Here is a 12,777-nt window from a genome sequence, read left to right on the forward strand (position 1 = left end):
CACTCAGGGCCCGGGGGCCGGCTACGCCCCCGGGTCCGCTCCCGTTTCCGGCCCCTGCCGCGCGTCGCCGGCGAGCGATACCCCGCGCCCGGCGAAGAAGCGCTCGAAGTCCGTCAGGGGCAGTTCCGCGGCCCGAGTCGTGGCCGTCGTGCCGGACGGGTTGTGGAAGTGGACGCCGTCGCCGTCCGGTGTGCGGGACGTCACCAGCACCAGATGACCGCCCCGGCCCGGAGCGGGCCGCTCCGGATGCCGGATCCCGTAGTGCACCGACGCCATCACCGTCCGCCTCTGGTCCAGCAGGGCCACGATCTCGTCCGTCGACAGGTGGCGGTGGACGGTGGCTTCGAGGCCGTGCACCTCCCGCACGTACTCCGCGAAGGGCGCGTAGACCAGGCCCCGGATCTCCCCCTCCGCATCCTCCGTGTACGCGCCGTACTTGAGCGCCCCGTCACGCAGGGCGAACAGCGGCGGGGCGCCGGCGCCGAGCGCCATGCGCAGACAGGTCACACCGCACAGGTGACCTGCCCAGCGCGCGTACTCGGCGGGTGAGTCCGCCCCGGAGTCCGCCCAGCCCGGGTCGTCGGCCGGATCGAGGCCGCCCTCGACGATCGGGCCGACGAGCCCGGGCGAGGCGAACTGCGTATGGACGGGCAGCCGGCAGGCGGGGCAGGTCACTGACGGTATCCGTTCAGGAAGCGGCCGATGCGGCTGATGGCCGCGTCGAGATCGTCAGCGTACGGGAGCGTCAGGATCCGGAAGTGGTCGGGACGCGGCCAGTTGAAACCGGTGCCCTGCACCACCTGGATCTTCTCGCGCAGCAGCAGATCGAGGACGAACTTCTCGTCGTCGACGATGTTGTGCACCTTCGGATCGATGCGCGGGAACGCGTACAGCGCCCCCTTCGGCTTCACGCACGACACCCCTGGGATCTCGTTCAGCTTCTCCCAGGCCCGGTTGCGCTGCTCGTACAGCCGACCACCCGGTGCCACCAGCTCACGGATGGACTGCCGGCCGCCGAGCGCGGCCTGAATGGCGTACTGGGCGGGCGCGTTCGGGCACAGCCGCATGGAGGCGAGCATGGTCAGGCCCTCCAGATAGTTGGCGGCGTGCTGCTGCGGACCCGACACCACCATCCAGCCGGAGCGGAACCCTGCCACCCGGTACGTCTTGGACAGACCGCTGAAGGTGAGGCAGACCAGGTCGGGGGCGAGGACCGCCACACTGTGGTGCTCGGCGTCGTCGTAAAGGATCTGGTCGTAGATCTCGTCGGCGAGGACCAACAGACCGTGCCGGCGCGCCAGATCGAGGATGCCTTCGAGGATCTCGCGCGGATAGACGGCGCCGGTCGGGTTGTTCGGGTTGATGATCACGACGGCCTTGGTGCGGTCGGTGATCTTCGACGCCATGTCGGCGAGGTCCGGGTTCCAGTCCGACGCCTCGTCGCAGGTGTAGTGCACGGCCTTGCCGCCCGCCAGGGTGACCACCGCGGTCCACAGCGGATAGTCGGGCGACGGGATCAGCACCTCGTCGCCGTCCTCCAGCAGTGCCTGCACGGACATGGAGATCAGCTCGGACACCCCGTTGCCGAGGAAGATGTCGTCCACCCCGACATCGGTCAGGCCCATCGCCTGATAGCGCTGCGCCACCGCGCGGCGGGCGGAGAGAATGCCGCGCGAATCGCTGTAGCCGTGGGCCTGCGGGAGCATCCGGATCATGTCCTGGACGATCTCCTCCGGCGCCTCGAAACCGAAGAGCGCGGGGTTGCCCGTGTTGAGGCGGAGCACGCTGTGGCCCGCCTCCTCCAGGGCGTTGGCGTGCTCGATGACCGGACCCCGGATCTCGTAACAGACCTCGTTGAGCTTGCTGGACTGCCGGAATTCCATGCGGTGGCCTCCCCGACCTGATTGCGATACTTGGTTTTACCAAGCTCGGGCTTGGAAAGTCCAACAACATGTCTAGACTGCGTCGCATGCCACGTCAGCAGCAGCCGCCCGCACGCTCCGCGCGCCGCCGAAGTTATGACCAGTTCTGCGCCACCGCCCGGGCCCTCGACTCCGTCGGAGACCGGTGGACCCTGCTGATAGTCCGTGAACTGCTGGCCGGACCACGCCGCTACACCGATCTGCACGCCGATCTTCCCGGCGTCAGTACGGACGTCCTCGCCTCCCGCCTCAAGGACATGGAGCAGAGCGGCCTGGCCACCCGACGGCGGCTGCCCCCGCCCGCCGCCGCCTCGGTGTACGAACTGACCGAGCGAGGCCACGGGTTGCTGCCTGTCCTTGCCGCGCTCGCCGAGTGGGGCGCGCCCGCGATCGGCGAACGACGGCCGACGGATGCGGTGCGGGCCCACTGGTTCGCGCTTCCGCTGTTGCGGGTGCTGGACGGGCTGGCTCACGAAGGAGTCGTCGAAGTCCACCTCGATGAGGGGGAGTTCCATGTGCGGGTGGGTCGGTCGGCCGATGGTGAGGGGGTGTACGGGGACGGGCCCGCCGCTCACGCCGACGCCCGGATCACGCTCGACGTCGAGCTCTGTCTCGCGCTCGGGCGGGGCGAGTGCACGCTCGCCGAGGCCGTGAAGGACGGACGGATCGAGGTCGTGGGCGTGGGGCCGCTGGCCGGGGAGCTCCGGGGCGAATGACCATCGTGTGACTGTCGTACGACCGTCGTGTCCAGATGATTCCGCGTATCAACTTCCGGGTAGCGTGGGGGCATTTGGGATGTCCTGGACGTCGAGGCGGAGAGGGTTCGCATGAGGATCGGCAGACAACAGGAACGGCGGGAACGGCAGGAGCAGCACGGACAGCAGGTGCGACTCGGCAAGGCCCTGGTCGTCGGTGGCTGCGTGGCCGCGCTCGGCTTCGCACCGTCTGCGGCCGTCGCCACCCCCGGCAGCGGGGTGAGTGGCACTGTGGTCGCGAAGGGCACGTCGACCGGGAAGTTGAAGGTCAAGACGCCGAGGGGCCGTACGGATGTGACCTTCCGGACGATCACCGTGGAGCCGGGCGGCTCCACCGGCTGGCACACCCACCGCGGTCAGTTGATCGCCGTCGTCAAGTCGGGGACGCTGACGCGCACACTGGACGACTGCTCGGTCGAGGTGACGCCCGCGGGCACATCGTTCATCGAGCCGGCCGGCGCCCACCACCGCCACATCGGACGTAACCTCGGCACCGAGCCGGTCGTGCTCTGGGTGACCTATCTGCTGCCCGAGGGCAGTGCTCTCTCCGACGACGCCGATGCGGTGGACTGCGGCGCGAAGAAGTGACCCGGCGCGAGACGCTCGCCCACCGCCGTCGCCGGCCGTCGGTCGGCGAGCGTCTCGCCGTGCGCCTCCGGAACCGGGGATGCTGCGCGCTCGGCGCCGACGCGCGGGTGCCGGGAGCGATGATGGACGGGTGCGACTTGAACCGATCACCTGGGAACGGCTGGCCGAAGCGTTTGCCGCGCACGCCGACGGGCTGAGGCCGGCCGACGGCGGGCCGTGGCTCAAGGTCGCCGTCGACGGCGCTCCGGCCGCCCGCACCGGGGAGCTGGCGGAGCGTGTCGCGGAGGCGCTGCGGATCCGTGGTCGTGCGGTGTTCGTCGTGTCCACCGAGTGGTTCCTGCGCCCGGCGAGTCTGCGGTACGAGTACGGCAAGGAGGACCCCGACTCGTACTTCGACAGCTGGTTCGACACGGGTGCGCTCTGGCGCGAGGTCTTCGGGCCGCTGGAGGCGGGCGGCAGCGGGCGCGTGCTGCCCGATCTCTGGGACCCGGTGACGGACCGGGCCACCCGCAGCCCGTATCAGCAGCTCCCGGAGGGCGGTGTGCTGGTGGTGCACGGGCCGCTGCTGCTCGGGCACTGGTTCCCGTTCGACGCGAGCGTCCACCTGCGGCTCTCGCCGGGCGCGTTGCGGCGGCGTACCGAGGAGAGCGAGCGGTGGACCCTGCCCGCCTTCGCGCGCTACGAGGACGAGGTGGCGCCTGCCGGGCGCGCGGACGCGGTCGTCCGGGCCGACGATCCGCTCCACCCGGCCTGGACCGGTCTGCCCCGGGAGAGTTAGAGGCTGTCCTGCCGGGAAAAGGCCTCTGCGTCACGTACCGGGGCGGCCGCCGACCGTCGTGACCGCTTCGGCCCCCGACCGGCAGCCCGCCGCCGCGGCTGTGGCATCGTCCGCCCCGGCCAGCCGCGCCGCAAGGAACCCTCCGGTGAAGGCGTCGCCCGCCCCCGTCGAGTCGACCGCTCCTCGCACCGGGACGGCCGGAACGCGCCCGGTCACCGTCCCTTCGGTGGCCAGCAGGGCCCCCTCCTCGCCCAGGGTGACGACGACCTTCGGAACCAGAAGGCTCAACTTGGCGGCGGCATCGTCTGTTTCGGGGAGGCCGGTGAGCAGCCGGGCCTCGTCCGCATTCGGCAGCAGCAGCTCCGTCCCCTCCACGGCCGTCAGGAACGGGCCGACGCCGAGCTCGGCGAGGAAGCCCGCGGAGGCGGGGTCCACGCTTGCCGGGATGGAACGCCGCCGTGCCTCCCGCAGGGCGAGCAGTGCCGTCGCGCGACTCGTGGCGGCGAAGAGGAGGTAGCCGGAGACATGAAGATGCGCGATGCCGTCGAGCATCGAGGGCGACCAGTTGTCGGGGGACAGACGCAGAACGGCGCCGCTGTCGGTGAGGAAGGTGCGTTCGGCAGCGGAGTCGACGAGCGCGACGACGATGGCGGTCGGTGCCTCGTCGTCCACGGACAGCAGCGGACGTACCCCCGCCCGGCGCAGCACATCCTCGTGCCAGGCCGCGGAGTCGGCGCCCACCCGCGCCAGCAGCCGTACGTCCCGGCAGCCCGAACGCACCGCCCAGCAGGCGACATTGGCACCGGCCCCGCCCGGCAGCGTGCTGATCCGGGCCACCGTGTCCGTGCCGTGCACGAGAGGTCCCCCGTGCCGCGCCACCACATCCGTGACCACGTCCCCGACGACGAGAAGGCCGCCGTCGGTCATCGGGCGGCCGCCGTCTTCGGCCCGGCCGTTCCGTGTTCCGCGGCGGACCGGGCAACCGCGATCCGCGCGGCAAGGGACACGTTCCCGCGCACGGCCGCCAGGTTGGCCTCCAGGGAGGCCCCTCCGGTGTGCTGCATCAGGTGGTCCAGCAGGAACGGCGTGACGGCCTGCCCCACGATGCCGTGCTCCCGGCACGCGTCCAGCGCCTGGGCCAGCACCCGGTCGTGCAGGGCGGGATCCAGCTGATCCTTCTGCGGTACGGGGTTGGCGACGATCAGCGCCGCGGCGGGCCCGCCCAGGGTCTCCCTGGCCCGCATCACCTCCACGACCTCCTCGGGCGTACGCACCGTCCAGTCGACGGGCTCGCCCGAACTGCTCAGATAGAAGCCGGGGAAGTGCTCCGTGCCGTAGCCGAGCACCCCCACCCCGAGGGTCTCCAGGCGCTGCAGCGTGGCCGGGACGTCCAGGATCGACTTCACGCCGGCGCACACCACCGTGATGTCGGTGCGGGCGAGCAGCCGGAGATCCGCGGACTCGTCCTGGGTCGCGGTCCAGTCCCGGTGCACGCCGCCGAGGCCGCCGGTCGCGAAGACGCGCAGGCCCGCGCGGGCCGCGAGGAACGCGGTCGCGGACACGGTCGTCGCCCCGCTCGCACCGGCCGCCAGCGCCGGTGCGAGGTCGCGGTGCCCGAGCTTCCGCATCGACGGATCCTCGGCGACCCTTTCCAACTCGTCCTTGTCCAGGCCGATATGGCCTCGTCCGTCCAGTACGGCGATGGTCGCGGGGACGGCGCCCGCGGATCGCACGAGCTCCTCCAGCTCTTCCGCGACCTGCCGATTCCGGGGGCGCGGCAGGCCGTGGGCGATGATCGTCGACTCCAGGGCCACGACGGGGCGGTGCGCGGCGAGGGCTTCCTGTACCTCGGCGGAGAGGACCGGTTCGTACGGGTGGGCGCTGTCCGGCGCATTCAGTGACATGTCCACATCCCTGTCGCGGCCGGGCTCCCCTCAAACGTGACCCAGGACCCGAACGGCCGCCGGACCGTGCGGCGCCGGCCGGACGAGTCCGACTCCCTCCGGCCGGTCCTGATCGCGAGACGTCCTGGGCCGGTCGCTAGGGTGACCGGCCATGACCACATTTGATCAAGCTCCCGCCTCCTTCGCCGTGCACATCCCCGACGCCGAGCTCGAACCGGAGCCGCTCGACCCCGAGCAGATCGTCTCGGGCGAGCCCGTGGTGACCGGCAAGGTGCTGTGGGAGTCCGCCGACGGCAAGCAGGTGCGGGGCATCTGGCAGATCACGCCGGGCGTGGTCACCGACACCGAGGCCGACGAACTGTTCGTGGTCGTCAGCGGACGTGCGACCGTCGTGGTCGAGGACGGCGCGACGCTGCAGATCGGTCCCGGTGACGCCTGCGTGCTGCGCGAGGGCGACCGTACGACCTGGACCGTGCACGAGACGCTGCGCAAGGCGTACCACATCAGCCTCTGAAGCCCGGGGCTCGTGCCTGGCCCGGGCCTGGGCCGCCTTGCCTCGCGGACCTCGTCCCGCGATGTCGGTCCTGCGGATCCCGTCCGGTCAGGCGGCGGCGGGCCGGGTCAGCGCGCGGCGCAGCGCCAGTGCCGCCATCGGCAGCAACAGGCACGCGCCGACCGCGTTCAGCCAGCCGTAGCTCGCCTGGGAGACGATCACCCCGGCGACCGCACCGCCGATGCCCGCCGCCGTGTTCATGGTCAGGTCCGACAGACCCTGCACGGCGGCGCGGGCGGGCTGCGGTACGGAGTCGGTGAGGAGCGCCGAACCGGCGACAAGCCCCGCCGACCAGCCGAGACCGAGCACGAACAGGCCGGCGGCCGTGCGGCCGTGGCTGGGGCCCGCGGTGCCGGCCAGTAGCGCGGCGCACGACAGCAGCCCGGCCGCCAGTCCGATCACAGTGAGCCGTCCGAACCTGTCGGCGAGCCACCCCATCACCGGCGAGAACGCGTACATGCCCGCGATGTGACCGCTGATGACCAGGCCGATCAGCTCGAGGTCCGCGCCGTGGTGGCCCAGGTGTACCGGGGTCATCACCATGATCGAGACCATCGCGGTGTGCGACACGGCCACCGTCAGCAGCGCCAGCCGGGCCATCGGCGAAGCCCGCACCGCCGCCAGGCCCGCAGGCAGCGAACGGCCGCCCGCCGACCGGCCGTCCTGCGGCGCCAGCGCACGCGCGGTGAGCAGGGGATCGGGCCGCAGCAGCACCCCGACCACCATCGCGGCGAGCAGGAAGATGGCCGCCGCCATGAGGAACGGTCCGGCCGTCTCGGATATGGATGTGCCACGGAAGACATGGCCTGCCGGAGCCGCGATGTTGGGACCGAGGACCGAACCGATCGTGGTGGCCCAGATGACGGTGGAGATCGCCCGTCCTCGGCGGTCCGGCTCGGCCAGATCGGCGGCGGCGAAGCGGGCCTGCAGATTGGCCGACGAACCGGCACCGAACCCGGCCATGCCGAGCAGCAGCAACGGGAAACTGCCCACGACGGTGGCCAGGACCACCAGGGCCGCGCCGAGCGCACCGATCAGATAGGCCAGTACGAGGCCGGGGCGCCGGCCCCGCGAGGTCATCAGTGCGGCCAGCGGAAGCGACAGCAGTGCGGTGCCGGTCACCGATGCCGTCGGGGCGAGACCGGACAGCGCCTCCGAGCCGCTCACCTCCGTCGCCAGTACAGGGGCCAGGGCGATGCCGATGGGCACGCCGAGCCCGCCGAGTATCTGGCTGGCGATGAGCACCGCCGACGTTCTGCGCCGCAGGGCGGGGAGTTCCGCCGCGGTGACGGGAGAGCCGGGCCCGGCGGGGGTGTCGGATGCGTCGAGGGCGTTGGTCACCGACAGAGTGTGCCAGCTGGCACGAGGGTACGAAAACGGGTCCGGGGAGGGCGGCCGTGGCGAGCAGCCTCAGAACAGCGGCTGCGGCAGTACCCCCTCCAGCGCCAGCAGCTGCCGCTTGGTCTCCAGACCGCCGCCGAACCCGCCGAGCCTGCCGTCGCTCTCCACCACCCGGTGGCACGGAACCACCACTGGCAGCGGGTTGGACCCCATGGCTGCCCCGACCGCCTGGGCCGCTCCCGGCTGCCCCACACGCCTGGCGAGATCCCCGTACCCGACGACCGTTCCGTACGGCACACCCGCCGCGAGCTCGCGGAGCACCTGACGGTTGAAGCCGGACGTCAGCGACCAGTCCAGCAGGAGGGAGAACTCCCGCAACGAACCCGTGAAGTACTCCGCGAGCTGGCGTATCGGCTCGGTGAGGCGGGCGGAGCCGGGCGTCTCCACCGGCTCCGCGCCGAGCCGGGCCCGCAGCTGCCCGACCGCCCTGTCCCGCACTGCGGGGCCGGCGTGGAAGACGACACCCACCAGCCCCGCGGCCGTCGCGGCGAGCAGCAGCGGCCCGATGTCGCTGCCGACGACGGCCCACTCGACAGTCCCACCGGTGCCACCGTCGGCATCCCCGTTGCTGTTCATGGAAACCACCGTACGGGCGGCCACTGACAGCGGGGGAGGAGAAGCTCCGGCCGGCTGTCAGTCGGTTGCCCTGCGCACCACGTCAGGGGTGTTGGTGATGATCCCGTCGACCTGGAACCCGTCCACCTTCCTGGCGGTGGCCGCGTCGTTGACCGTCCATGTGTTGACCCGGAGCTTCCTGCCGTGCGCGCCCTTCAGCGCGTGCGCGGCCGCCACATAGCGGGTGCTGATCGACGCGTACGACGGGTTGATCTGGTCGGTGAACGCCGCGTACGTCTTCAGATCGGCGATCGCGGGGGTGCCGAGGAAACCGGTGGTGACGTCGGGACGCTGCTTGTGCACCTTCTTGATGCTGCCCGCGCTGAAGCTCTGGATCACCAGCCTGTACCTGACGTGAATGGGGTCCAGCCACCCCTTCTGGCGCAGCACCCGCAGCGTCTCCTTCTCGATGCCCGGGTAGATCTGCGGGTTCTTGATCTCCAGCAGCAGGTTCTGGTCGTTGCGCTCGATCCGGTCCAGGTACTGCTTGAGCGTGGGGATCCGGGTCCCGGCGTACCGGGCGCCGAACCAGCTGCCCGCGTCCAGCCGGGCGATCTCCGCAGCCGTGAAGTCCTTGACCGCCCACGGTGCGCGCTTCGGAAAGACCTTCTCGACGTTGGTGGTCCGCTTCAGATCGGGGTCGTGGATGACGACCAGCACTCCGTCCTTGGTGAGCTGGACGTCGTTCTCCACCCAGTCGAAGCCGAGGTGGTTGGCCCGGTCGACGGCGGCCAGGGTGTTCTCCGGCGCGTATGCCGATGCACCCCGGTGGGCGAGGACGACCGGGGCGCCGGGTGTCGGAATGGCCCGCGTGTTCACGACGGTCCGAATGACTTTCTCCGTGCTCGTGCCCATGCGCGCACCCGTGTCCGTGCCGGAGTCCGTGGCCTGCGAGTGGGGGATCAGCAGCAGCGCGCCGGCGCCCAGCAGGGCGACGGCGGCGAGGGAGGCGGTAGCGGTGCGTGCGTACACGTGTACTCCTTGCGTCAGAGTTCCGTCCGGGCCGAGAGTGACAGCCGCCCCCGAACGACGGACCGGCGAAGGATGGCCACCACATGAACGGAAGAGCTGAGACCGGGTCTCTGGCCGATTGAGCTGCCGATAAAATGCAGTCCTTCTGTTTGTTTGCCGGGCAGCGCGCCTTAGGGTCACCCCGAACCCGGGCTTCACTCGAAGGGCGTACGAGCATGCAGGGCACAATGGACGGCTTCAGCTATGGGATGGTGACGCCCGCTGCGGCTTTCCTCATGGCGTGCCTCGGCGCGGCCCTGGGGTTGCGTTGCACGACGCGGTCGCTGCGGACCGAGCGTTCCTTCAAGGCCGGCTGGCTGGCTCTCGGGGCGACGTCCATAGGCTCCGGCATCTGGACGATGCACTTCATCGCGATGATGGGATTCAGCGTCGAGAGGGTGCCGATCGAGTACGACATCCCGATCACCTTCGCCAGCCTGGCCGTCGCGATCGTCATGGTCGGCATCGGCATCTTCATCGTCGGGTACCAGGGCGCGACCTGGATGGCCATGGTCACCGGCGGCACCATCACCGGTCTCGGCGTGGCCACCATGCACTACCTCGGCATGGCAGGAATGCGCCTCCAGGGGCAGTTCGAGTACGACACGCTCACCGTCGCGCTCTCCGTCGTCATCGCCGTCGTCGCCGCGACGGTCGCGCTCTGGGCGGCCGTCTCCATCCGGGGCTTCCTGCCCAGCCTCGGTGCCAGCGTGGTGATGGGCGTGGCGGTGAGCGGAATGCACTACACGGCCATGGCCGCGCTCAGTGTCCATCTGCACCCGGGCGTCACCGGCAACGCGGTCGAAAGCCCGCCGACCGCACCCCTGATCCCGCTGCTGATCGGCCCCGGCTGCTTCCTCCTGCTCGCCGCGGTGGTCGTGATGTTCGACCCCTTGATGGTGATGGGCGACCCGGACTGGGCCGACCCGGCGGGACACGGCACCCACGGCATCGGCCGGGCCCCCGGCATCCCCGTCCAGCGGCAGGTCCCGCGGTTCGGCACCTACGCCGACCCGGCGTCCTTCCAGTCGCAGCGTCAGCACACCCCGCCGTCGCGGGACCGGTGACCGGACCCCGGTTGTCAGTGGGGGGTCGTACGGTGGTTCCATGCGGCCCGTTTCGAAGATCGAACGTTCGGTGGCGCCTTTCGAGGTCGTCAGTTCCTACCAGCCCAGCGGCGACCAGCCCGCGGCCATTGCCGAGCTGGAGCGGCGCATCCGGGCAGGTGAGAAGGATGTCGTGCTGCTCGGCGCGACCGGCACCGGGAAATCGGCGACCACCGCCTGGATGATCGAGAAGCTCCAGCGCCCCACGCTGGTGATGGCGCCGAACAAGACCCTCGCGGCCCAGTTGGCGAACGAGTTCCGCGAACTGCTCCCGAACAACGCCGTCGAGTACTTCGTCTCGTACTACGACTACTACCAGCCCGAGGCGTACATTCCGCAGTCGGACACGTACATCGAGAAGGATTCGTCGATCAACGACGAGGTCGAGCGGCTGCGCCACTCCGCGACGAATTCGCTGCTCACCCGCCGTGACGTGGTCGTGGTCGCCTCGGTCTCCTGCATCTACGGCCTCGGTACGCCACAGGAGTACGTGGACCGCATGGTCCCGCTCAAGGTGGGCGACGAGATCGACCGCGACCAGTTGTTGCGCCGCTTCGTGGAGATCCAGTACACCCGCAACGACATCGCGTTCACCCGGGGCACCTTCCGGGTGCGCGGCGACACCATCGAGATCTTCCCGGTCTACGAGGAGCTCGCTGTCCGCATCGAGATGTTCGGCGACGAGATCGAGGCGCTCTCCACCCTCCATCCGCTCACCGGCGAGGTCATCAGCGAGGACAACGAGCTCTATGTCTTCCCCGCCAGCCACTACGTGGCGGGACCGGAGCGCATGGAGAAGGCGGTCAACGGCATCGAGCAGGAGCTGGAGCACCGCCTCGCCGAGCTGGAGAAGCAGGGCAAGCTGCTGGAGGCCCAGCGGCTGCGGATGCGCACCACGTACGACATCGAGATGATGCGCCAGATCGGCACCTGCTCCGGTATCGAGAACTACTCGATGCACATGGACGGCCGCGAGCCCGGCACCGCCCCCAACACCCTCCTCGACTACTTCCCCGAGGACTTCCTGCTCGTCATCGACGAGTCGCATGTCACCGTGCCGCAGATCGGCGCCATGTACGAGGGCGACGCCTCCCGCAAGCGCAGCCTCGTCGACCACGGCTTCCGGCTGCCGTCCGCCCTCGACAACCGCCCCCTGAGGTGGGAGGAGTTCGTGGAGCGGATCGGCCAGACCGTCTATCTCTCCGCCACTCCGGGCAAGTACGAGCTGTCCCGCGGCGACGGGTTCGTGGAGCAGATCATCCGCCCCACCGGCCTCGTCGACCCGGAGGTCGTCGTCAAGCCCACCGAGGGCCAGATCGACGACCTGGTGCACGAGATCCGCAAGCGCACCGAGAGGGACGAGCGGGTCCTGGTCACCACCCTCACCAAGAAGATGTCCGAGGACCTCACGGACTACTTCCTGGAGCTGGGCATCCAGGTCCGTTATCTGCACAGTGACGTCGACACGCTGCGCCGCATCGAGCTGCTGCGTGAACTGCGCGCCGGTGAGTACGACGTGCTGGTCGGGATCAACCTCCTGCGCGAGGGGCTCGACCTGCCCGAGGTGTCCCTGGTGGCCATCCTCGACGCCGACAAGCAGGGCTTCCTGCGCTCCGGGACGTCTCTCATCCAGACCATTGGCCGCGCGGCCCGCAATGTGTCCGGCCAGGTCCATATGTACGCCGACAAGATCACCCCGGCGATGGAGAAGGCCATCGACGAGACCAACCGCCGCCGGGAGAAGCAGATCGCGTACAACACCGAGCGCGGCATCGACCCGCAGCCGCTGCGCAAGAAGATCAACGACATCGTCGCGACGATCGCCCGCGAGGAGATCGACACCGAGGAGCTGCTCGGCACCGGCTACCGCCAGACGAAGGGCGACAAGGCCCCGGTCCCCGCGCTCGGCGGCAAGGCGGGCAAGGCGGGCAAGGCGGCCGGAGCCAAGAAGGCCGGCGCGGTGGTCACCGACCGGCCCGCGACCGAGCTCGCCGGGATCATCGAGGAGATGACCGACCGGATGCGGGCAGCCGCCGCGGACCTGCAGTTCGAGGTGGCCGCCCGACTGCGCGACGAGGTCGGCGAGCTGAAGAAGGAGCTGCGCCAGATGCGCGAGGCGGGCCTGGCCTGACCTGCCGTACCGG

Annotated in this window: 13 protein-coding genes; 6 read left to right on the forward strand and 7 right to left on the reverse strand. The window is 70.3% G+C overall.

Annotation, left to right across the window (positions count from 1 at the left end; genetic code table 11):
• Window positions 1–21: 21 nt before the first annotated feature.
• Both OHA03_RS23330 and OHA03_RS23335 read right to left on the reverse strand, forming a co-directional pair.
• A complete protein-coding gene (locus OHA03_RS23330) occupies window positions 22–675 on the reverse strand; it encodes a peptidase (RefSeq protein WP_267005739.1) in 654 nt (217 codons plus the stop codon).
• Window positions 672–1,883, reverse strand: coding sequence for a pyridoxal phosphate-dependent aminotransferase (locus OHA03_RS23335; RefSeq protein WP_267005740.1), 1,212 nt, complete (start codon window positions 1,881–1,883; stop codon window positions 672–674). The genes OHA03_RS23330 and OHA03_RS23335 overlap by 4 nt, the downstream gene beginning before the upstream one ends.
• Before the next feature lie 86 nt (window positions 1,884–1,969).
• Here OHA03_RS23335 and OHA03_RS23340 point away from each other — a divergent pair, with 86 nt between their 5' ends.
• The 3 genes from OHA03_RS23340 to OHA03_RS23350 all read left to right on the forward strand — a co-directional run bounded on the left by OHA03_RS23340 (window position 1,970) and on the right by OHA03_RS23350 (window position 4,043).
• Complete coding sequence (locus OHA03_RS23340) at window positions 1,970–2,638, forward strand: helix-turn-helix domain-containing protein (RefSeq protein ID WP_267005741.1); 669 nt, start codon at window positions 1,970–1,972, stop codon at window positions 2,636–2,638.
• A gap of 111 nt (window positions 2,639–2,749) precedes the next feature.
• Entirely contained in the window at window positions 2,750–3,265 is a 516-nt protein-coding gene (locus tag OHA03_RS23345) for a cupin domain-containing protein (RefSeq protein ID WP_267005742.1), read from the forward strand.
• Between the two features lie 130 nt (window positions 3,266–3,395).
• Window positions 3,396–4,043 carry a uridine kinase gene (locus tag OHA03_RS23350; RefSeq protein ID WP_267005743.1) on the forward strand — a complete coding sequence of 216 codons (648 nt, stop codon included), beginning with the start codon at window positions 3,396–3,398 and terminating at the stop codon, window positions 4,041–4,043.
• Between the two features lie 30 nt (window positions 4,044–4,073).
• On the opposite strand, the gene OHA03_RS23355 is transcribed toward OHA03_RS23350, so the two are convergent.
• Window positions 4,074–4,970 carry a carbohydrate kinase family protein gene (locus OHA03_RS23355; RefSeq protein ID WP_267005744.1) on the reverse strand — a complete coding sequence of 299 codons (897 nt, stop codon included), beginning with the start codon at window positions 4,968–4,970 and terminating at the stop codon, window positions 4,074–4,076.
• Window positions 4,967–5,947 (reverse strand): pseudouridine-5'-phosphate glycosidase, encoded by a 981-nt coding sequence (locus OHA03_RS23360; protein ID WP_267005745.1) that lies wholly within the window; start codon window positions 5,945–5,947, stop codon window positions 4,967–4,969. The genes OHA03_RS23355 and OHA03_RS23360 overlap by 4 nt, the downstream gene beginning before the upstream one ends.
• A gap of 151 nt (window positions 5,948–6,098) precedes the next feature.
• On the opposite strand from OHA03_RS23360, the gene OHA03_RS23365 reads away from it, so the two are divergent.
• Window positions 6,099–6,461 carry a cupin domain-containing protein gene (locus OHA03_RS23365; protein WP_267005746.1) on the forward strand — a complete coding sequence of 121 codons (363 nt, stop codon included), beginning with the start codon at window positions 6,099–6,101 and terminating at the stop codon, window positions 6,459–6,461.
• A gap of 87 nt (window positions 6,462–6,548) precedes the next feature.
• Here the strand turns inward: OHA03_RS23365 and OHA03_RS23370 are convergent, their stop codons facing one another.
• From OHA03_RS23370 to OHA03_RS23380, 3 genes are all read right to left on the reverse strand, one after another.
• The gene (locus OHA03_RS23370; protein WP_267005747.1) at window positions 6,549–7,841 is read right to left on the reverse strand and encodes an MFS transporter; all 1,293 of its coding nucleotides are present in this window, start codon (window positions 7,839–7,841) and stop codon (window positions 6,549–6,551) included.
• 69 nt (window positions 7,842–7,910) lie between these two features.
• Window positions 7,911–8,477, reverse strand: a complete 567-nt coding sequence (locus OHA03_RS23375; RefSeq protein ID WP_267005748.1) for a methylated-DNA--[protein]-cysteine S-methyltransferase — start codon at window positions 8,475–8,477, stop codon at window positions 7,911–7,913.
• Window positions 8,478–8,534: 57 nt separating this feature from the next.
• Entirely contained in the window at window positions 8,535–9,488 is a 954-nt protein-coding gene (locus OHA03_RS23380; protein WP_267005749.1) for a glycerophosphodiester phosphodiesterase family protein, read from the reverse strand.
• A gap of 215 nt (window positions 9,489–9,703) precedes the next feature.
• Between OHA03_RS23380 and OHA03_RS23385 the strand changes: the two genes are divergently transcribed.
• Both OHA03_RS23385 and uvrB read left to right on the forward strand, forming a co-directional pair.
• On the forward strand, window positions 9,704–10,594 hold the full coding sequence (locus OHA03_RS23385) for an MHYT domain-containing protein (RefSeq protein ID WP_267005750.1): 891 nt from the start codon (window positions 9,704–9,706) through the stop codon (window positions 10,592–10,594).
• Window positions 10,595–10,634: 40 nt separating this feature from the next.
• Window positions 10,635–12,764 (forward strand): excinuclease ABC subunit UvrB, encoded by a 2,130-nt coding sequence (gene uvrB / locus OHA03_RS23390; protein ID WP_267005751.1) that lies wholly within the window; start codon window positions 10,635–10,637, stop codon window positions 12,762–12,764.
• The last annotated feature ends 13 nt before the right edge of the window (window positions 12,765–12,777 follow it).

The sequence above is a fragment of the Streptomyces sp. NBC_00154 genome (assembly GCF_026342835.1).
Lineage (GTDB): Bacteria > Actinomycetota > Actinomycetes > Streptomycetales > Streptomycetaceae > Streptomyces.